Source organism: Pirellulimonas nuda (assembly GCF_007750855.1).
Lineage (GTDB): Bacteria > Planctomycetota > Planctomycetia > Pirellulales > Lacipirellulaceae > Pirellulimonas > Pirellulimonas nuda.
Genome location: NZ_CP036291.1, coordinates 451,847 through 471,776 on the forward strand (window position 1 = coordinate 451,847; position 19,930 = coordinate 471,776).

At 66.8% G+C, this 19,930-nt stretch carries 15 protein-coding genes; 8 read left to right on the top strand and 7 right to left on the bottom strand.

Annotation, left to right across the window (positions count from 1 at the left end; translation table 11 throughout):
* The first annotated feature begins 144 nt into the window (after positions 1–144).
* On the top strand, positions 145–1,557 hold the full coding sequence (gene sthA / locus Pla175_RS01795) for a Si-specific NAD(P)(+) transhydrogenase (protein ID WP_145280757.1): 1,413 nt from the start codon (positions 145–147) through the stop codon (positions 1,555–1,557).
* 22 nt (positions 1,558–1,579) lie between these two features.
* On the opposite strand, the gene Pla175_RS01800 is transcribed toward sthA, so the two are convergent.
* From Pla175_RS01800 to Pla175_RS25770, 4 genes are all read right to left on the bottom strand, one after another.
* The gene (locus Pla175_RS01800) at positions 1,580–1,948 is read right to left on the bottom strand and encodes a response regulator (RefSeq protein WP_145280759.1); all 369 of its coding nucleotides are present in this window, start codon (positions 1,946–1,948) and stop codon (positions 1,580–1,582) included.
* A 187-nt stretch (positions 1,949–2,135) separates the two neighbouring features.
* Positions 2,136–3,881 carry an outer membrane protein assembly factor BamB family protein gene (locus Pla175_RS01805; protein WP_145280761.1) on the bottom strand — a complete coding sequence of 582 codons (1,746 nt, stop codon included), beginning with the start codon at positions 3,879–3,881 and terminating at the stop codon, positions 2,136–2,138.
* Positions 3,882–4,024: 143 nt separating this feature from the next.
* The gene (locus Pla175_RS01810; protein ID WP_197527201.1) at positions 4,025–6,337 is read right to left on the bottom strand and encodes a PQQ-binding-like beta-propeller repeat protein; all 2,313 of its coding nucleotides are present in this window, start codon (positions 6,335–6,337) and stop codon (positions 4,025–4,027) included.
* A gap of 435 nt (positions 6,338–6,772) precedes the next feature.
* Positions 6,773–7,927 (bottom strand): hypothetical protein, encoded by a 1,155-nt coding sequence (locus Pla175_RS25770; RefSeq protein ID WP_197527202.1) that lies wholly within the window; start codon positions 7,925–7,927, stop codon positions 6,773–6,775.
* Between the two features lie 364 nt (positions 7,928–8,291).
* Between Pla175_RS25770 and Pla175_RS01825 the strand changes: the two genes are divergently transcribed.
* The 7 genes from Pla175_RS01825 (at position 8,292) to glnD (ending at position 16,357) form a co-directional block, all read left to right on the top strand.
* Positions 8,292–9,191 carry a tetratricopeptide repeat protein gene (locus Pla175_RS01825; protein WP_145280770.1) on the top strand — a complete coding sequence of 300 codons (900 nt, stop codon included), beginning with the start codon at positions 8,292–8,294 and terminating at the stop codon, positions 9,189–9,191.
* A gap of 201 nt (positions 9,192–9,392) precedes the next feature.
* Positions 9,393–9,983, top strand: a complete 591-nt coding sequence (locus Pla175_RS01830) for a hypothetical protein (RefSeq protein ID WP_231954111.1) — start codon at positions 9,393–9,395, stop codon at positions 9,981–9,983.
* A gap of 100 nt (positions 9,984–10,083) precedes the next feature.
* Positions 10,084–10,641 (top strand): cob(I)yrinic acid a,c-diamide adenosyltransferase, encoded by a 558-nt coding sequence (locus Pla175_RS01835; RefSeq protein WP_145280773.1) that lies wholly within the window; start codon positions 10,084–10,086, stop codon positions 10,639–10,641.
* Positions 10,642–10,827: 186 nt separating this feature from the next.
* Positions 10,828–12,279: an ammonium transporter gene (locus Pla175_RS01840; protein WP_145280776.1), complete on the top strand. Its 1,452-nt coding sequence runs from the start codon at positions 10,828–10,830 to the stop codon at positions 12,277–12,279.
* Positions 12,280–12,636: 357 nt separating this feature from the next.
* Positions 12,637–12,975 (top strand): P-II family nitrogen regulator, encoded by a 339-nt coding sequence (locus Pla175_RS01845; protein ID WP_145280777.1) that lies wholly within the window; start codon positions 12,637–12,639, stop codon positions 12,973–12,975.
* Between the two features lie 205 nt (positions 12,976–13,180).
* Positions 13,181–13,627: an IS200/IS605 family transposase gene (gene tnpA / locus Pla175_RS01850; protein ID WP_145280780.1), complete on the top strand. Its 447-nt coding sequence runs from the start codon at positions 13,181–13,183 to the stop codon at positions 13,625–13,627.
* Positions 13,628–13,714: 87 nt separating this feature from the next.
* Positions 13,715–16,357 carry a [protein-PII] uridylyltransferase gene (gene glnD / locus Pla175_RS01855; RefSeq protein WP_145280783.1) on the top strand — a complete coding sequence of 881 codons (2,643 nt, stop codon included), beginning with the start codon at positions 13,715–13,717 and terminating at the stop codon, positions 16,355–16,357.
* A 72-nt stretch (positions 16,358–16,429) separates the two neighbouring features.
* Here glnD and Pla175_RS01860 read toward each other — a convergent pair whose 3' ends face one another.
* The 3 genes from Pla175_RS01860 to Pla175_RS01870 form a co-directional block, all read right to left on the bottom strand.
* Entirely contained in the window at positions 16,430–18,133 is a 1,704-nt protein-coding gene (locus Pla175_RS01860; RefSeq protein ID WP_231954113.1) for an ammonia-forming cytochrome c nitrite reductase subunit c552, read from the bottom strand.
* Positions 18,130–18,648 (bottom strand): cytochrome c nitrite reductase small subunit, encoded by a 519-nt coding sequence (gene nrfH / locus Pla175_RS01865; RefSeq protein ID WP_231954116.1) that lies wholly within the window; start codon positions 18,646–18,648, stop codon positions 18,130–18,132. Before nrfH ends, Pla175_RS01860 begins: the two co-directional genes overlap by 4 nt.
* 315 nt (positions 18,649–18,963) lie before the next feature.
* The gene (locus Pla175_RS01870) at positions 18,964–19,890 is read right to left on the bottom strand and encodes an ABC transporter ATP-binding protein (RefSeq protein ID WP_145280785.1); all 927 of its coding nucleotides are present in this window, start codon (positions 19,888–19,890) and stop codon (positions 18,964–18,966) included.
* Between the last annotated feature and the right edge of the window lie 40 nt (positions 19,891–19,930).

Sequence of the window (19,930 nt, forward strand, 5' to 3'; positions counted from 1 at the left end):
CTACAACCGCCCCATCCCGCCGGACCGGCGTTGCCAAATGGCAGCATGTTGTTTGCATGCATCGCCAAAAGGCCTATCCTTCCGCAGGCGCTACGACCCGCGCCCCCCGCCCCCCCGCCGCGTTCTACCGAGCCCACCCGAGCGATGAAACAATACGACTGCGTAGTGATTGGCACCGGTCCGGCCGGCCAAAAGGGCGCCATCCAGGCGGCCAAGCTGGGGAAGCGCGTGGCGGTGATCGAGAAGAACTCCGTGCTCGGCGGGGCCCAGATCAACACCGGCACCATCCCCTCCAAGGCGCTGCGCGAAGCGGTGCTGCACCTCACCGGCGCCAGCTCGCGCGGGTTGGTAGGCCACACGAACTCCGTGAAGCGGCGGATTGCGTTGTCGGACCTGGTGGCCGTGTCGCAGCAGGTGATCCGCCACGAGTGGGAGGTGATCCACGACCAGTTCGCCCGCAACAACGTCGACCTGCTGTGGGGACGCGCCGAGTTCACCAGCCCTAACCAGGTGCTGGTGCACGGCCCCGACGGAGTCGAGGCGATCGAGGCGGATCGTTTCCTGGTGGCCGTGGGGACCCGCCCCGCCCGCCCCGCGGACGTGCCGTTCAACAACCACACCATCTTCACCAGCGACGAGGTGCTGAAGCTGGACCGCGTGCCCAAGACGATGATCGTGGTCGGCGGCGGCGTGATCGGCGTGGAGTACGCCTGCATCATGGCGACCCTCGGCGTGCGCGTGACGCTGGTCGAAGGCCGCAAGCAGGTGCTGGGCTTCCTCGACTCCGAGATCGCCGAGGCGTTCCAGTACTTCATGCGGCAGAAGGGGATCGCGCTGCGGATGGGCGAGAAGGTGGAGTCGATCCGCGAGAAGGAGTTCTGCAACGGCACCACCTGCACGTTGGTTGAGGCCCAACTGGAGTCGGGCAAGACCCTGCGGTCCGAGACGCTGCTGTACGCCGTGGGCCGGCAGGGGGTGTGCGGTTCGCTGGGCCTGCAGAACGTGGGGGTCGAGTTCGACGACCGCGAGCGGCTGCACGTCAACGAGCACTACCAGACCAGCGTGCCCCACGTGTACGCGGCGGGCGACGTGATCGGCTTCCCGGCGCTCGCCTCGACCGGCATGGAGCAGGGCCGCCGCGCCATCTGCCACGCGTTCGGCGTCGACAGCGTGGGGAACTACAACACCACGCTGTTCCCCTACGGCATCTACGCGGTGCCGGAGATCTCGATGGTCGGCAAGACCGAGGAGCAGCTCACCACCGAAGGGATCCCCTACGAGGCGGGCGTGGCCAACTACCGCGAGATCGCCCGCGGCAAGCTGATCGGCGACGACCTGGGGATGCTCAAGCTGCTGATCCACCAAGAGACGCACAAGATCTTGGGCGTGCACGTGATCGGCACCGGCGCCACCGAGCTGATCCACATCGGCCAGGCGGTGATGGCGCTAGACGGCGATGTGGAGTACTTCATCAACAACGTGTTCAACTTCCCGACGCTGGCGGAGTGCTACAAGGTGGCCGCTTACAACGGGCTCAACAAGCTGAATCACGTTTAGGCTTGGTCATTGGTCATTCGCGCTAACCCAGCACCGCCCGACAGCGCTCGACCGTCTCGGGCTTCTCCAGCTCGAGCTTGCCGAACCCCCGCAGCGCGCCGACCTTCTCGGCGGCGTCTTGGTGCTCCGGGTAGTTGGTGATGAGCATTACCGGCAGCTCTGCGGTCGCCGGGTCGGCCTTGAGCTGCTTGATCACCTCGATTCCGTCGGAGTAGTCGGCGTCGAGCTTGCGGTTGACGACCGCCAGGTCGAAGCTCTGCTCCTTCAGCTTCGCGAGCGCATCGGCGGCCAGGTTCGCCTGGGCGACCTCCGCGCCGAAGTGCTTCAAAAAGAACCGCGTGAGCGAGGCGTGGTCGGGTCCGCAGTTGCCGATGTCGAGGACGCGCTTCATAGGGAACACCTACCGATTAGCGGATGGACGGATTCACGCGGAGGCGCAGAGAAAGGGACGGAATGACCAATGTCCAAGCCCGGATGACAAAGACCCAGGCAACGCCCAACTATCGCTTGCGCGTATTGGTCATGCAGGCTTGGTCATTGGTCATCCTCCCTCTGCGTCTCCGCGAGAGGATCCTCAGTTACTCGTCCTTCTTCTCGATCGCGAACAAGTGCGTGCGGTTGGAGATGAACAGCACGTTGTCGACCACGATCGGCGTGCTGTAGACGCTGTTGCTCATGTTGATCTCGCCGAAGTGGGGCGTCATCTCGCCGCCGTCTTCCTTCATGGCCACCTTGGGGTCGGCCGAGTGGCGGAAGATGGCGACGTCGCCGTCTTCGTCGCCGATGTAGACCTTGCCGTCGACGATTAGCGGCGAGCCCCACGCCGCGGCGAACATGTCGTAGCTCCAGTTCTGCTTGCCGGTCTTGGGGTCGATGCAGTGGAAGATGCCGCTGAAGTCGGCGATGTACAGCACGCCGTCCTTGATGGCCACGGTGCCGCAGCTACGGTGCATGGTTTCCAGGTAGGTGTCGATCTCGCCGTCGTCGTTCCAGTCGGTCTCGCTGTAGTGCCACAGCGCGGCCGAGTTGGGGTTGGCGCGGGCGAAGTCGCCCTCTTCGGGCACCACGGCCTGGATCCGCTTGTGGGGGATGGTTTCGTTGGGGCTCTTGGAATTGAACGCCAGCTCGGGGCTCACGTCGCCACGCTTGGTGGGGTCGATGCACCACAGGTGGCCCACCCCTTCGCCGTGCTCGGGGTCTTGGCCTACGGCCACGTACACCAGCCCGTCGTGCACCACGGGGGTGGCGATGATGTTGTTCCGCGTGCCGCGGCCGCCGAGGATCCAGGTGCTTTCTTTGGGGTTGGCGTCGAACTTCCACAGCAGCTTGGCGCCCCCCTGGCCGTCGCCGGCGGGGTCGAAGCTGTAGACCCAGCCGTCGCCGCCGCCGAAGATCGCCTGCGGCTGGCCATCAATGACCGCGTAGGTGGGGCTCGACCACTGGCCGTGCAAGATGTTCTCGCCGGGGCTCTTGTCGGTCCACAGCAGCCGGCCGTCGTTCTTGTCCAGGGCGATAAAGCTGGGGGCGTCTGGCGCGGGGAGGTTGATGTGAGACTCGTCGAGGCCGTTGCTGGTGTTCACCAGCAGCGTGTCGCCGCAATCGGTGATGCTGCAACTGCACATGTTGTGCTGGCTGACGCCCAGCTCGTTCATCATGTCGAAGACCCACAGCACGTCGGCCTCGTTCTTCATGTCGTACTCGGCGCCGGCCGAAGCGGCCTGGGCCTTGATCCTGGATTCTTCATCGGTCACCGCGCCGTCGTTCTCGCCGTCGCGGAAGCCCTCGGTGTCGACGCAGCGGACCTCGCCCCGGCTGGTGACGAACCACAGCCGGTCGCCTTGCACCAGCGGCGCGCAGCAGATGCCCTGCAGCGGCCAGTCGTGAACGCGGCCCGTCTTGAGCTTCTCGCTGGAGTGCTGCCAGAGGAACTCGCCGGTCTCTTGGTCGAACGCCAGCAGGCAGCCGAGGTCGACGTCGCCCGGGTACCGGGGCAGCCAGCCGCCGGAGTTGTTGGTTCCGACAAACGCCTTGCCGTCGGCCACCACGCAGTTTCCGTAGGTCTGCGACCCGAGCCGGGCGACCCACTTGATGTTCTTCGCGGTCGAGGGGTCCCACTCGCCGGTGCGGAAGTCGAACTCTCCTACGTTCCATTCGGTGGGCAGGTCGGTGGCTTCGGGGGTGTTGTTGCGCGTCGAGGAGCCCCCCCACTGGTTCCACTCGGAGGTGGGTTTGGCGGTGGCCGTGTCGCCGGCGGTAGCCCCCCAAGCGGGTGAGAGGCACGGCGATAAAGTGAGCGAGGCAAGCAGCAAGAAACGGATGGCCATGGGGGAACGCCTAGGGTTGATTGGGTATCGTAAGGTTGTTGTCTTCGGGGAAAGCGCGGAGCCGAGCAGCGGCTTCGATTCGGAAGCAGAGGCCAGGGGGGGAGACACTGCGCATCACCACCCCCTACGAACTCTGAAGACGTTCAGTTCGGCGTCACACTCAGGTTGTCTACGTAGAACTCCGCGTCCTTCGAGTCGCCAAACAGCCCAGGCGACCCCTGCAGATTGGGCGCCCGGTCTTCGATCGAGAGCGTCCACTCGGCGGGCTCTTCTTCGTCGCGCTTCCACACCTTGCCGAACACGCGGGCCACACCCGAATCGGCGTCGGGAACCGCCTTGACCTTCATCGTATACCAGGTGTCGGGCTCGAACTTCATGCTCACGGCGGCCTGGGTCCGCTTGTCGTGGGTGCACCAGCTATAGAGGCGAACCTCGTCGTTGGCGCCGAACAGCGAGAGGATGTACCGGCTGTTGATCAGCCCGGCGGCCGGCAGCTTCTGGGCCGAGTTGTTTGCGGCGGCGGGGAACTCCGGCTTGGCGACCGACGGGTCGACCTCCGCGCCGGTGCCGGTCTTCATCTTTACGTCCGCCTGGACCGTGTAGTCTGAGAGCTGGTCGGAGCCCATCCACATCTGGCTGCGGGTCCCCAACTTGGTGGTGGGGGCGCCGGGCTTGGTCGGCAGCTCCATCGGCTTGGCGATGAAATGATTGCCGGGCGTGCCGTCTCCTTCCTGCGCCTCGCGGATCACGTAGCGGACGCGGCCCTGGATCCACGAGAGCGGAACGTCGTCTACCCCTTCGAAGTCGAACGACCACGGCAGTGGCGGGGTGATCCGCACGCGGCCTTGGCCCGACAGCTCGCCGATCTTGCAGGTGACCAAGGCGCACTCATGACCGGCGTCCGACGGGGCCTGGTAGAGCCCATCGGAAGAAACACTCCCCGGCCCGGCGGCCACCGCGAAGGTTACCTCGCTCGGCTTGGCCTCTCGAACAAAGTTGCCCTTGGCGTCAAACAGCCGGGCGCGGAACGGTTGGTCTTGGCCCGGTGTGAGCAGCGTCTCCCAAGGGACAACCTGTACCTGGGCCGGCTCTCCGGGCGAGGCCGCGGCTGCCGTCTTCTTCACTTCGGCCGATCCCTTGTTGGCGTCGATCGACTCATCCGTGCCGATGCAGTACAGGTACTCCGAAGTCGGCAGGTAGATCCGCCCATCGGCCACGATCGGCGAGCCGTTTACCTCGTCGCGCGGCAGCCGGACCTTGGCCGCGATGTCCACGCCATCGGCGGTCGGCTTGAGCGTGTACCAGGTCCCCTCATTGGTGCAGCAGAAGATCATGCCGTCCGCGTGCACCAGCGAGCCGCGCATCGCGCGGCCTAGCGTCTTGCGGGCGACCTCCTCTCCGGATTGAGCGTCGTAGACCAGCAGCTTGCCGGTGTCGGTGACGGCGTACACGCGGCCGTCGACCAGGATCGGGCCGCTCTTGCCGACCATCGCTTGGGGTTCGAGCCACAGCTCGTCCCCCAACTCCATGGCGCCGGTCTTGGTGCCGTCCAGCGCCGCCATCAGCCCCATGGTGCTGCCGACCACGTTCTCTTCACTCTGGCCGATGTAAACGCGACCGTCGGGCCCGACCACCGGGGAGGTGTTGATGCCGCGGCGCGACAGCGGGTAGCTCCACACCTGCTTGCCGGTGCCGGCCTGCAGCGCCCACGCCTTGCCGTCGCCCGAGCCGAAGACCAGCAGGTCCTGGCCGTCGAGTGTCACCAGGGCGGGCGAGCTGTAGGTGGTGTCCTGTGGGATCAACGAGGTGCCGGCCAGCCAGCGGAGCTCGCCGGTCTTCTTGTCGAAGGCCATGAAGCGGTGCGCCGGCTTGGCCATCAGGCCCCACTGCGGCGTGTCGCCCCAACCGATCACCACGGCGCTGGTGATGACGGTGTCCTTGTAGACGACCGGGAAGTTGGTGCGCCCGCCGTACGTGCTGAGGAACCCGAATTCTTCGTGCAGGCTGCGCTCCCACTCTGGTTTGCCTGTCTTGCCGTCCAGGCAGCAGAAGTAGCCGCAAACCCCCTGGGCGTAGACGCGGCCGGTGGCGGGGTCGCAGACCACGCTCGACCAGCCGACGCGGGTGTCTGGAACGTCGGACAGGTAGACGTTGAAGACGTGCTCCCACAGGACTTTGCCGGTTGCGGCGTCTGCGCAGACTACTTTCTCTGCTTCCAGCTCGGTGCCGGGCTTGTCGCGGCACAAGGTGTACAGCTTGCCGTCAAAGACGACGGGGGTCGAACGTCCCGCGAGCGCTTCGCTCTTCCACAGCAGGTTGCTCCCTTGGCCGCCGCGGGGGTTCCAGGTTTCGGGCAAGTCCGTGTCTTGCGACATGCCGTCGTACTCGGGCCCGCGCCAGTTGGGCCAGTCGGCGGCGCCGGCGCTAGCAGAGAAGCTGGCAAGCAGAAGAAGCACAACGGAGGTGCGAAGCAAAGGCGAGGTCATGTATCGGGGCCTGCGGGCTAAGGAGGAAGTCAGAGCAGCGGCGTCACAACCGAGAATACCAGCGCCGACCGCGACCCACCATTATAGGCGCCGGGGCGGCCGGGCAACCGTTACATCTTGACCACCTTCCGTACGCGTTAAATCCTTCGCAACAGTCGTCGTAAACCATTTGTGGGAAAACGGTTGCGAGCACTCAAGGGTGATTTTGACGCCCGCCGATAGGTGCTACTGTCGGTCGCTGTGGTCACCCCCACAGCCGAGCGACAAACGACCCTGCGCGTCCGATCGCCGGCCCGGACTGAATCGAGCCAAGGACTGGCTCGACTGGCGACGACGCTCCCCCGCAGTGCGGCTTACGGATATCCAGCCCGCTTTCCTCTGACTCCCGGTACTTATAAGTGCCCTTCACGCCGCGGCAGACGCCCGGGGTGATCGACCAGTGGTGGTCGCCGCGTGCTCGCGTGGAGCGGCATCGCGCGTTAGCGGAAGTCGGCAGGTTGTGGACTGGAATCGGGACGCCGTGCTTAGAAGGAGTCTTGAGATGAAGTTGAACGTATTGGCAGCGCTTATGATGAGCGCCTGTCTGGTCGGACCCGCCAACGGCGGTCTGCTGGACGGATGTAAGAAGTCGAGCTGCTGCGAGCCTTGTTGCGGCTGCCCCAGCGATTGCTGCGCCAGCGACTGCTGCGAGCCCTCGTGCGGCTGCCCCAGCGACTGCGGCTCCTGCTGTGGTTCGAAGAAGGGTGGTTTGCTGAGCAAGTTGTTCGGCGGCTGCAAGAGCAAGGGTTGCGGCGACTGCTGTGACCCCAGCTGCGGCTGCCCCAGCGATTGCTGCGCCAGCGACTGCTGCTGCGAGCCCTCGTGCGGCTGCCCCAGCGACTGCGGCTCTTGCTGTGGTTCGAAGAAGGGCGGGCTGCTGAGCAAGCTGTTCGGCGGCTGCAAGAACAAGGGCTGCAGCGACTGCTGTGACCCGAGCTGTGGTTGCCCGAGCGACTGCTGCTCGAACAACTGCTGCGAGCCGAGCTGTGGCTGCCCGAGCGATTGCTGCTCGAACGGCTGCTGCGAGCCCTCGTGCGGCTGCCCCAGCGACTGCGGCTCTTGCTGCAGCTCGAAGAAGGGCGGTCTGCTGAGCAAGCTGTTCAGCGGCTGCAAGAAGAACGACTGCTGCGATTGCTGTGACCCGAGCTGTGGTTGCCCGAGCGACTGCTGCTCGAACAACTGCTGCGAGCCGAGCTGTGGCTGCCCGAGCGATTGCTGCTCGAACGGCTGCTGCGAGCCGAGCTGTGGCTGCCCCAGCGACTGTGGGACTTGCTGCAGCTCGAAGAAGAGCTGCCTGCTGGACAAGTTGTTCGGCGGCTGCAAGAAGAACAGCTGCTGTGACAGCTGCTGCGAGCCGAGCTGTGGCTGCCCCAGCGACTGCTGTGGCAACGGCTGCTGCGAGCCCAGCTGTGCCTGTGACCCCTCGTGCGGCTGCCCCAGCGATTGCTGTGCTTCCGCCTCGGGTTGCTGCAGCGGCTCGATGAGCGCTCCGGCCGCCGCGCCGGCCCCGACCCCGGTCAAGGTCCAAGGGGAACCCTCCCCGATGCCGCCGGCGCCGATGGCCGACCCGAACGCCGCGATCGGACGTCAGCGTGACGTGGTTCGCACCTCGTTCGCTCGGTAGTCTCTCGGTAGCGTAACGTGACCCCCTTTCGACGCCCGCCCTGGGAGCTTCGGCACCCGGGGCGGGCGTTTTTTTGTTGGTCAGTCGTCAGTCGTCAGTTGTCCGTTGTCCGTTGATTGCGCCCCCTCATCGCCCTGCGCGTCCAACGGACCACGGACCACGGACAACCCCTCAGCTAGCACCCCCTCCCGAGCGCGGTTGCATCGCTAACCATCCTCCCGCTATCTTCCCCCGGTTTTTTGTCCCGCTGTGCGGAGCCGCATGCCGTCTCGAGTCGCTAGCTTCCGAATGCTGAGCCCGCTGCTGGCGCTAATACTGCTGGCGCCGGGGTGCCGGATGATCCGCGCCCGCCACGCGGCGGCCGACCCCGAGGCGCAGAGCCGCGAGCTCTCCCGCCAAGGGGTGTCTGCGCTCGAGCTGGGCGCCTGGGACCGTGCAGAGCTGCTGCTCCGCAGGGCGGCCGAAGCGATGCCCACCGACGCAGACTCTCGCCGCCACCTGGCCGAGGCGTTGTGGCGGAGCGGTCAGACCGACGAAGCCGTAGAGCAAGCCCGCACCGCCAGCAGCCTCGACCCGTACGACGCCCGGCTGGCCATCGTCGCGGGGGAGATGCTATTGGCGACCGGCGACGCGGACGCGGCCCTCGAGCAGGCCAATCGCGCCATCGGGCTCGATTCTTCGCTCGCCGAGGCGTGGGCCTTGCGCGGCCGGGCCCACCGACAACTCGGAGAGCCGGACCGCGCCCTAGCCGACCTGCAACGGTGCCTCACGCACGGCCCGGGTGACTGCGGCGTGTTGAACGAGCTGGCGCAGCTCCACCAGTCGCGTGGCGAACACCAGCGGGCGCTGACCGCGGTGCACCAATGGCTGGACGCGTACACGCCCGGGGCCGAGCCGGCCGAGGCCCTGGTGCTCGAAGGAGAAACGTATCTAGCGATGGGGCGGCCGAAGATGGCCGTCGACAGCCTGCACGCCGCTCTTGAGCGGGGGGGAGTCGACGCGCCGACGTTGTACGTCCTCGCCGAGTGCGAGGCAGCGGCCGGGCGGTACCCCCAGGCGGTCTCGGCTGTCCAACAAGCGCTGGCCGAAGACGCCTCGCACGAACCAAGCCGGGCGTTGCTGGCCAGGCTCTCGACGGGTCAGGGGCCGACGCTCCGCTGACAGCAACTTCTAGAATCGCCAGAACTCATATCGCCAGTTCCAGAATGCCGAATTAGAATAGTAAAGAGCCGGGCAGCAGACGGGCCCGGTTCAACCCAGACTGTCCAGCTCCCCTGAACGACGGGTAGGGGGGCCCAGGGCAGGCGACCGGCGGCTGTCCGCCCTCTCGCTCGTGGCCAGCCGCGTTCGCGGTCCAGGCGCATGGCGCTCGTATCGAGCGTCTTGCGGAGCGGGATGGAGAAATCGCCGATGCAAGATGGCCGCCCCGAAGAGGAGCAGCGCGCCAGCGCTCTCCGCCGTTACTTTGCCGGACTGACCGAGTACGCCTTCGAGGCAGAACTCGGCGTCGCCGACCCGCCGCTGGTGGACTACGTCGCGGAGCTGCTGCTCCGCTTCGTCCGCTCCGAAGAGGTGTTCAACGTCCGCAGCGTCCGTGGCCAGCGGCTCACCCAGGTGGCCGACATGCTGGCCGAGGCGACCGCCCGCCGCGGCGCCGCCCGCCGCCGGGTGCTCCGGCACATCGGCGACTTCACGCTGTTCTGGACCGGCGTCTACCCCGACATCGCCGAGCGGATCCGCCGCGCCGGCGGCAAAGACGCGCTGCTCAACTACCAAGAGCTGGGCAAGAGAAACTACTTGGCCGCCAGCCAAATCCCCGACGAGGGGGAGAGCGCCCCGGCCGAGCTGTTGCAGCGTCTGAGCGACCAGTTCGAGCTGTGCGCCTACGGCCTCAGCGAGGTGCGTCGGATGTGGAGCGAGGCGGACCCGGCGGGGCCGCAGATCATCGTGTGAGTGAGAGGGGTGAGGGACGAGGGACGAGACTTTCGTGACGGTCTGCTTGTACAATGGCCGCGCGTTCTCGCCCCTCGCCCCTAACCCCTCGCCCCTCGGAATGAAGATCTACACCCGCACCGGCGACGAGGGCCGGACCGGCCTGTTCGGCGGAGGACGCGTCAGCAAGGCCGACGCCCGCATCGAGGCCTACGGCGCCGTCGATGAACTCAACGCCACGCTCGGGGCGGCCCGCGCCGCCATGGCGGGCATCGAGGCGCTCGCGGACGCAGACGCCGTGCTCCACGAGGCCCAGAACCGGCTCTTCGACCTGGGGGCAGAGCTCGCCACGCCCGACGCCGCGAAGCGGGGACTGGCGGTGATCGGCCCGGACGACGCCCAGCACCTCGAGGCGATGATCGACCGTCACGAGGCGTTGCTGCCCGAGCTCAAGACCTTTGTCCTGCCCGGCGGCACCTCCGCCGCAGCGCTGCTGCACGTGGCCCGCACCGTGTGCCGGCGCGCCGAGCGCCAGTGCGTGGCGTTCGGCGAGCAGCACCTGGTGCGGCCCGACGTGCTGATCTACCTCAACCGCTTGAGCGACCTGCTGTTCGTCCTGGCCCGCGCAGTCAACCACGCGCAGGGCGTCTCCGACACGCCTTGGGAAAAGAAGTCCTGACGACGGGAACCGCCAAGACGCCAAGACCGCCACGACGCGCCAAGAATGCAGTTCCGGCCTCGTCTTTTTCTTTGGCGCGACTTGGCGCTCGTGGCGTCTTGGCGGTTTAAGCGCTTTACCGGCGGCGGCGGGCTGCTTAAGCTGTCGCCCAGTCTCTTTCCTAGCTCTTCTCAGCGGAGAAGTCGTATGGTCGCTCGGTTAGCGTGTGCCTTGGCCCTGTTGCTGCTTCTGGCTCCATCGGCAGCGCTCGCGCAGCTCGAAGCCCCCACCGAGGCCCCGGCTGAATCCCGTGCTGAGGCTCCGCCCGAGCCGCCGACGCTCGAGTCGGTCGCCGCTGCCGCGGGCGCCGCGCAGGTCGCCGCCAACAACGCCTGGATGCTCACCTCCTGCGCCCTGGTCTTATTCATGACGGCCCCCGGGCTGGCGATGTTCTACGGCGGACTTGTGCGCAAGAAGAACGTCCTGTCGGTGATGATGCAGTGCCTGTTTCTGATGGGGCTGATGACCTGCATCTGGGCGTTGTACGGGTACTCGCTCGCGTTTGGCAGCGGCGGGCCCTACATCGGCAACGGCGACTACCTGTTCATGCAGGGGGTCGAGCGCGAATGGGACCCGGTCGCCAACGCGCCGACCGAGCCGATGTATCAAGTCGATGGCGTCGACACGATCCCGATGCTGACCCACATGCTGTTCCAAGGGATGTTCTTCATCATCACGCCGGCGCTGATCTGCGGCGCCTTCGCAGAGCGGATGAAGTTCAGCGCCATGACGGCGTTCGTGATCCTGTGGGGCACCATCGTCTACCTGCCTCTCTGCCACTGGGTGTGGGGGGGAGGGATCTTGGCGTTCGGCGCCGACGGCGCCTGGGCCGGAGGCGCGCTCGACTTCGCCGGCGGCACCGTGGTGCATATCAGCTCCGGCGTTTCGGCGCTGATTTGCGCCATCATGATCGGACGCCGCATCGGCTTCGGCACCGCCGACCTGCGTCCGCACAACCTCACCTACACCGCGCTGGGCGCGGGGATGCTGTGGGTCGGCTGGTTCGGGTTCAACGCCGGCAGCGAGCTGGCCTGCGACCACCTCACCTCCAGCGCCTTTGCCGTGACGCACTTCTCTGCGGCCGCCGGGGCGGTCGCCTGGGCCGCCTACGAGTGCGTCACCCGCGGCAAGCCAAGCGTGCTGGGCGCCGCGTCGGGCGCCGTGGCGGGGCTGGTCTGCATCACCCCGGCGGCCGGTTTCGTGAACCCGATGCCCGCGCTCGCCATGGGCGCCGCGGCGGGCGTGGTGTGCGCCTGGTCGTGCGGAACGCTCAAGCACATGCTGGGCTACGACGACGCGCTCGACGCGTTCGGCGTGCACGGCGTCGGCGGCACCCTGGGCGCGGTGCTAACCGGCGTGTTCGCCACGCGGGCGTGCTGGGACATCGACGGCGGCAAGCCGTTGGGGCTGATCGAGGGGGGCTCGGTGATCACCGGGCAGATCGTGGCGGTGGCGGTGACCTGGGTCTACAGCATCGTCGCCACGATCATCCTGCTGAAGCTGGTCGACCTAACGATCGGCATCCGGGTAACCGAAGAAGGCGAACGCCGCGGCCTCGACATCACCGAGCACGAAGAAGAAGGCTACATCATCCCGTAAGACGAAGACCGCCAAGACGCCACGAGCGCCAAGACGGACGGACGTAAGGAACCGCCAAGGACGCCAAGAGCGCAGAGACGGACAATAGAATCAGACAGGATTGACGGGGTGCACAGTATAGGTTGAGAGACGCGCTACTGCACTCCACTGCTTGGAATTTTCTCCTGTCGATCCTGTTAATCCTGACTAGCTTTTCGTCCTTGGCGCTCTTGGCGTCCTTGGCGGTTCCCCCCGTCCTGTCCGCCGTGGCGTGCTTGGCGCTCGTGGCGACTTGGCGGTTTCCTTTATCGCCGTCATTTGTGGTAGGATTACGGCGTCCGCAGGCGGGCGAAACAGACACATACGGAGCTTATTGCGATGAAGAAAGTAGAAGCCATCGTCCGCCACTACAAGCTGGAGGACGTGAAGAACGCCCTTAGCCAGGCGGGCATCGCCGGCATGACCATCACCGAGGTCCGCGGCTTCGGCCGGCAGAAGGGCCACACAGAGATGTACCGCGGCACGGAGTACACCGTCGATTTTGTGCCCAAGGTGAAGATCGAGATCGCGATCGACGACGACCGGTTGCAGATGGCCATCGACACGATCCTGCGCGCCGCGCAGACGGGCCAGATCGGCGACGGCAAGATCTTTGTCTCGGAGCTGGCCGAAACCATCCGCATCCGCACCGGCGAGACCGGCGGCGAAGCCCTCTAGCGGTTGGCGTCCCCCGCCGAGAACTCTCGCAGAGGCGCGAAGACGTAGAAAGACCATCAGAATGACCAATGTCCAAGCCCCAATGAACAGTCCGCGCAAGCGAATTTCTCTTGGACATTGAGGCTTGGATCGTTGGTCATTGTCCCTGCGATGGGTCTGAAACCCTCGCCTTCAGGCGAAGCCTTTAGGTTCATATATTGGGTGGATGGAGAACTACCGCACGGGTGCGCATAGCCGCTATGACATCAAGTATCACTTCGTGTGGGTGACGAAGTACCGGAAGCAGGTCCTTTCGGGTGCAGTAGGCACACGGGTTCGGGACTTGGTGCGTGAGGTCTGCCGGACCAATGACATCGAGATTCTGCAGGGGTCGGTGTCGCTCGATCACGTGCACGTATTGCTGTCGTGCCCGCCGACACTCTCGCCGAGCAAGATTATGCAGTCCATCAAGGGGAAGACGTCGCGGAAGCTGATGATGGAGTTCAAGCACATTGAGAGGCGGTTCTGGGGTCGGCATCTGTGGGCGCGGGGCTACTTCGTGGCGACCAGCGGTAACGTGACCGACGAGGCTATCGCGGCGTACATCCGCGGGCAGGACGGCGCCGAACCAAGCGATGGTGACGACCGATTCCAAGTTACCCCACCATCGTGAGTTGAGGACTTCAGTCCGAATCTCACGGAACGTCCAAACCCACCGGCTTCAGCCGGTGGTAGTTTAGTTCTTACCCCGGACCACGACGTGCCTAGTGGCGACTCCAAGCCCGGCGTCCCGCGCCTTCGGTCGGAGCTGCTGGAGGTCCGCGACGCGCTCGAGGCGGCGCGGCAGCAGTTCCGGCACGGGCACGACCTGGGCGCCGACGCGGTGCGGCTGTGCGGGCGGTTCACCGGCCACGTCGATACGGCGCTGACGCGTTTGTTCGAGTCGGCGGTGGCGGACGCCCCGGCCGGCGAGGCCGCAGCGATCCGCGCCGGGTGCGTGCTCGCGCCGATCGGCGGCTACGGGCGCCGGCAGTTGGCGCCCTACTCGGACATCGACCTGATGATCCTCCACGCCGGCGGCGCCGCGGCCGGCGCCGCCAAGAACCTCGCCCGCCGGCTGACGCAAGACATCTTCGACGCCGGCATGGCGCTCGGTCAGAGCCTCCGGACCGTGGAAGAGGCGCTCTCCCTCTCGAAGCAGGACGCCGTGATCGCCTCCTCGCTGGTGGAGGCGCGTCAGTTGATCGGGTCGGCGGAGGTCTACCAGAAGTTCCGCACCCAGTTCGAGGCCTCGGTCCGCCGCCGGGCCCGCTACTTCTGCGGGATGTTCGTCGAGGCCCGACGCGAAGAGCGGCTCAAGTACGGCGAGACCATCTACCTGCTCGAACCCAACATCAAGCGCTCGCGCGGGGCCCTGCGAGACATCCACCTGCTGCGCTGGCTGTGGTACACCCAGCACGGCGTTTCCGACTTCGATCGGCTGCAGTCGATGGGGGTCGTCTCGATGTTCGACTACCGGCGGCTGACCTCGGCGCGCGACTTCTTGATGCGCGTGCGGAACGACCTGCACCTCGAAGCGGGCAAGGCCCGCGACGACCTGGCGCGCGCCGAGCAACTACGGATGGCGGAGAAGATGGGCTACCGCGGCCGCGACGGCCTGCGCCCGGTTGAGCAGTTCATGCGAGACTACTTCCGCCACGCCTCGCACGTGTGGTTCTTGGCGGCCCGGGTCTCCGAGCTGACGCAGCCCAAGCCGACGGTCGACCGCGTCCTCGGTCCGGTGGTCGGCCGGTACCTGGACCACGACTACCGGGTCGGGGTCCGCGACATCCACGCCACCGGCGACGGGCGGGCCAAGCTCACCAGCCGCGTTGAGGAGGTGCTTCGGCTGGTCGATTTGGCGAGGCTCTACCAGAAGCGGATCGGCGCCGAGACGTGGTACCTGGTGTACCGCGCGAGCCCGACGTTCACTACCGAGCTGTCCCCCGACGCGGCCGCGCGGTTCCTGGCGATCCTCGACAACCCCACCGGCCTGGGCGAGCTGCTCCGCCGCATGCACGACCTGGGGGTGCTGGAGAAGGTGGTGCCCGAGTTCACCCACGCGCGGTGCCTGTTGCAGTTCAACCAGTACCACAAGTACACGGTGGACGAGCACTGCATCCGCGCCGTGCAGGAGGCGGCCGCCTTCGAGACACGCGAAGACGGGCTGGGCGCCGTGTACCGGGCGTTGCCTCAGAAGCGGCTCTTGCACCTTGCGCTCGTGATCCACGACCTGGCGAAAGGGCGGGACGGCGACCACTCCGTGCTGGGCGCCGAGTTGGCCCGCCAGAACGCCCGGCGGCTCGGCCTGTCTGAGGCGGACGGCGAGACGCTGGCGTGGTTGGTGCTCAAGCACCTAGAGATGGCGCTGGTGGCCTTCCGCCGCAACACGGGCGACCCTCAGACCGTGGCCGCGTTCGCCCAAGACGCCGCGACCCCCGAGCGGCTGACGCTGCTCTACCTGATCACCTGTGCCGACTTCGCGGCGGTCGGCCCCGGCGTGCTCAACGCGTGGAAGGTGGAAGTGCTCTCCGACCTCCACCGACGCGCGCTCGCGGTGCTCCAGCCGGAGCGGACGCCCTCGGACGACGAGCGGCGCGGCGCGGTGCGCGGCCAGGTGTGGGCCCGGCTTAGCGAGCCGGAGCGGGACGACCCCTGGTTCGCCCAGCAGTTTGCGGCGCTGCCAGAGTCGTTCGTCACCGGCCGCCCCGCGGGGGACGTGGCCGACACGCTGCAGCGGCTGAAGAGGCTCTCCGACGGACGGGGCGACGCGTGGGGCGTGTCGCGTCCCGAGACCGGCACCACCGAGCTGCTGGCCGGCGTCGATCGCGGCTCGGGGCGCGGGGTCTTCTCTGCGATGGCCGGCGCGCTCAGCGCATCGGGCATGCAGATCCTCGCCGCGGAGACCGCGTCGCTGGCCGACCAGATGCTGCTGCTGCGTTACGTGGTGGAAGACCGCGGTCCGTCCGGCGACCCCGGCCGCGTCGCTCAGGCCGCGGCCAAGATGGTGGCCGCGATCGACAGCGACAAGGCGCCCAAGTTCCCACGCATCTGGGGGGTCGAACAACAACACACCGACGCACGTCTGTCCGATCTCCCGACCGAGGTCCGCCTCAACGCGTCGGTGTCGCAGGAACACCTGATCGTCGAGGTGTTCACGCTCGACCGGCGTGGCCTGCTGTACCACCTGGCCCGGGCGCTGCACGACCTGGAATTGGTGATCGCCGTGGCGAAGATCGGCACCTACCTCGACCAGGTGGTCGACGTGTTCTACGTGGCCGAACGCGACGGCGGCAAACCAGCCGGCGAAGAGCGGTTCGAAGCGATCCGCGCGAGGCTCATCGAAGTCATCGACGCGAGTTGAAGCGACGCGGGTTGCATCGCACGCGCGGCGCCCATCACAACCACCCATAGCCGACGGGCTCCGCCCCGTCGGCTATTCGGCTGGGCGCTCTTCTTCGGTGGGCTGCGTGGGGGTCACCCCCTCGACCGAATCGGTCTTGGCCTCTTCGATGTCCGGCGCGTCCGGCGCCCGCAGCCGGAGCGCCGCGGCCTGGGCCTGTCGGCTGTAGTCGATCGACTCGCCGAGGATACGCGCCGCCTCTTGGTCGGCGTGGAAGCCGCGGGAGTTTTCGCTGCTGATGTAGTCGAGCCGCCACATCGCCTTGCGCTGCAGCGTCAGCGCGTCGGCCAGCGCCGCCTCGTCCGCCCCGGCGGCCTTGGCCTCGAGGATCGCGTCGAGCATGTCGGTCATGGCGCCGGCGGCGCGTTCGAGCAGCTCCTGGTTTCTGCCCTGGATGGTCTCGATCCGCGTGCGGAGGTCAGACTCGCTGGTGTGGTGGCAGTTCTGGCACGCGGCGTTGAGGTTCTCCATCGGCGAGCGGACGTGGTGGTTGCTCACCTTCATGGCGCCGACGCGTTGGTACGGCATGTGGCAGTCGGCGCAGCTCACGCCGCTGCGGGCGTGGATCCCCTGGCTCCAAAGCTCAAACTCCGGGTGCTGCGCCTTGAAGACGTGGGCGCCCGTTTCTGCTTGCACGTAGTCGTAGAACGCTTCGCCGTTGGGGAACTTGGTCTCTTCCCAAGTCTTCTCCTCGTCTTCCATCCGCAGCCCGTTTTTCCACGGGAACTCGAGCGTCATCTTGTTGGCGCAGTAGTACTCAACGTGGCACTGCCCGCACACGAACGACCGCATCTCCTGACGCGAGGCGTCCGCGTTGGGGTCGTACTGCTTGGCGCGGTCGCCGCGGCGCCACTTCTCGATGCTGGGCAGGTGCGGCACGGGGGCGTCCCCCGCCGCGAGCGCGGCGATCCCGTTCACGAACCCGGGGCGGGTGACGCGGATCGCCATTGTGCCCGGGTCGTGGCAGTCGATGCAGGTCACCGGGTGCGCCTCGCCGATGACCGGGTGGTCCTTCGGCACGGGCTGGCCCGCCATCTCGCCCTGGAAGCCCCCGTCGGGCGCCTGGGGGAACACGGGCTCGTTCTCGTCCGGGGTGCCGTCGGGCATCTGCTTGAGCATGTTGAGCACCTCCTCGTAGGTCTTGGTGCTGACCTCTTCAAACCCTTTCTGCACCGCCGCCATGTTGAACCCCGCGGAGAGCGCCGCGTCGTCGGCCGGCTCGCCGAGGGCCTCCAGGCCTACCTTCCTGTACAGCACGCTGATCGACCCGTGGCAGTGCAGGCACGCGCCGGCCTGCGGCTTCTTGGTGACGCGTTCGGTGACCCCCTGGTCGTACAGCATGTAGGCGTGGCCGCGGGCCTTGCGGTAGTCGATGCTGAAGGCGTAGCCCGCGTACAGCCGCTTCAGCCACGGCTGCTCGTCCAGTTTCGACTCGGGCATGGCGTTGCTGCCGCCGTAGAACTTGTCGCCGGCGGTCGACTTCCAGCCGTCGAACTGGTGGGGCCAGTTCTGGCCCCAGGGGATGGGGTCGGTAGAGATCTCGGTCACCTCCGCCACGCGGACGAACGGCTGCCGTTCTGCCTGTTTGTGGCCGAACATGATGACCAGCACCCACGCCACCAGCGCGGTCGCGATGGCCGCGGCCAGAAACGCCAGCATCAACAGGGCGGCGGCGCTCATGCCGGAGCGAACGGGGCCTCGGCGTCGGGCGGGGCGGCGGTTGGTATGTAGATTCATGGCGCGGGCTGGTTAGAACGGCGCGGGGCGATGGTTTGGGCGTGTCCCACGCTGGCGTGACAGTGGACGCAGGAGAGCATGTCGCCCCCCGCCTCGGCGGGGAGCATGTGGTCGACGAGGTCCGCGTGGCAGTAGACGCAGGCCTGCTGCACCACGCGGCTGTTGCGCGGCTTGATCTGGATCGGGTCCTTGAAGTCGCCGGTGGTGAACGCCAGGGAGTGGAAGAAGCCGTTATCCGCCTTGACGACCCACTTCATGATCGGGTGGTGGGGCAGGTGGCAGTCGTTACACTCGGCGACCGCGTGGTGGCTCGACTTCTGCCAGGTGTCGTACGGGTCGCGCATCACGTGGCAGTTGGCGCACGCGGCCGGGTCGTGCCCCAGGTACGCGGCGCCCCCGCCGTAGCCGAACGTGAACACGCCCAGCCCCCCGAGCACGCCGAACATCGCCGCGACCGCGATCGCCAAGACGCCGATGCGTCGGGCCGGGGTCGTGGCTGGTGTGGTCTTGCTCAAGGATGCGTGGCAGACAGACGGGCTCGAGGCGGAACCCCGATGCGAACGTATCGGGAGGGCAGGAGCCATCGGCGGCCCCGCACGTTGCGGCGAGTCTAGCAACGCCCGTCGGCGTCTGTCAAACAAACGCAGCGCGTTTGCTGCAGGAACCAATGAGGTCTCGGATGTCTTTAATAGAAGGCGGCTCGCTGCGACCTGCGGTCAGCACCGGCGCGAGACAATCGCCGCCGACCTACGATCGGCGCGCTGCGAAGGTCAAGCGAGACGCGCCGACCATAGGTCGGCAGCTTTTCGGGGGAGGCGGCGCGTGCCGCGTTACGTCACCAGCCCCTTGGTGACCATCATGAACACGTCCTCAAGGTTGGGCTCCTTGTCCGCGAAGGAGACCAGCCCGACCTCGGCGTTGGCGAGCTGCCGCATCAGCCGGGCGACGTCTGCGTCGTCGCCCGCGAGCTCTACCGTGCAGCTACGGGCGTCGACCTGCACGTTCTGCACCTTGGGGTCGCTGCGCAGCAGGCTGACCCCGGCGTCGGGGGCGCCGGTGAAGCGGATCTCGAGGTGGCGGTTGCGTTGGATCTGGCGGTAGACCGCGCCGATGGGGCCGGCCAGCAGCAGCTTGCCCCGTTCGATGATGCCGATGCTGGTGCAGACGTCGGCCAGCTCCGTGAGGATGTGGCTCGAGATGAGGATCGTCTTGCCCATCTTGCGCAGCTCTTTGAGCAGCGCCTTCACCTCCAGCCGGGCGCGGGGGTCGAGGCCGCTGGCGGGCTCGTCGAGGATCAGCACGGGGGGGTCGTGCACCAGCGTCTTGGCCAGGCAGAGCCGCTGCTTCATTCCGCGGGAGAGGCCGTTGACGTAGTCGTCGCGCTTGTGGGTCAGGTCCAGCAGTTCCAGCACGTCGCCGATGATCGCCTTGCGCTGGTCGCGGGGGATCTCGTACGCCACCGAGAAGAAGTCTAAGAACTCCCACACCTTCATGCCGTCGTACACGCCGAACATGTCGGGCATGTAGCCGATGCTGCGGCGGACGTTCACCGGGTCGTCGGTGACGCTGTGGCCGTTGACGGTCGCCTGGCCGCTGTCGGCCCGAAGCAGCGTGGCCAGGAAACGGATGGTGGTGCTCTTGCCGGCGCCGTTGGGGCCGATGAAGCCGAACATCTCCCCCGCGCCGATCGAGAGCGTGAGGTCCTCGACCGCGACGAAGTCGCCGTAGGTCTTGCGGAAGTTCTGAATCTCGATCATGGACGGGAAGATGATAGAGGATAGAGGTTAGATGATAGAT

Coding starts and splice junctions, on each gene's coding strand:
- sthA (WP_145280757.1), top strand. CDS start 145: ATGAAACAATACGACTGCGTAGTGATTGGCACCGGTCCGGCCGGCCAA.
- Pla175_RS01825 (WP_145280770.1), top strand. CDS start 8,292: ATGCCGTCTCGAGTCGCTAGCTTCCGAATGCTGAGCCCGCTGCTGGCG.
- Pla175_RS01800 (WP_145280759.1), bottom strand. CDS start 1,948: ATGAAGCGCGTCCTCGACATCGGCAACTGCGGACCCGACCACGCCTCG.
- Pla175_RS01840 (WP_145280776.1), top strand. CDS start 10,828: ATGGTCGCTCGGTTAGCGTGTGCCTTGGCCCTGTTGCTGCTTCTGGCT.
- Pla175_RS01805 (WP_145280761.1), bottom strand. CDS start 3,881: ATGGCCATCCGTTTCTTGCTGCTTGCCTCGCTCACTTTATCGCCGTGC.
- Pla175_RS01860 (WP_231954113.1), bottom strand. CDS start 18,133: ATGAATCTACATACCAACCGCCGCCCCGCCCGACGCCGAGGCCCCGTT.
- Pla175_RS01845 (WP_145280777.1), top strand. CDS start 12,637: ATGAAGAAAGTAGAAGCCATCGTCCGCCACTACAAGCTGGAGGACGTG.
- Pla175_RS01870 (WP_145280785.1), bottom strand. CDS start 19,890: ATGATCGAGATTCAGAACTTCCGCAAGACCTACGGCGACTTCGTCGCG.
- Pla175_RS01835 (WP_145280773.1), top strand. CDS start 10,084: ATGAAGATCTACACCCGCACCGGCGACGAGGGCCGGACCGGCCTGTTC.
- tnpA (WP_145280780.1), top strand. CDS start 13,181: ATGGAGAACTACCGCACGGGTGCGCATAGCCGCTATGACATCAAGTAT.
- Pla175_RS01830 (WP_231954111.1), top strand. CDS start 9,393: ATGGCGCTCGTATCGAGCGTCTTGCGGAGCGGGATGGAGAAATCGCCG.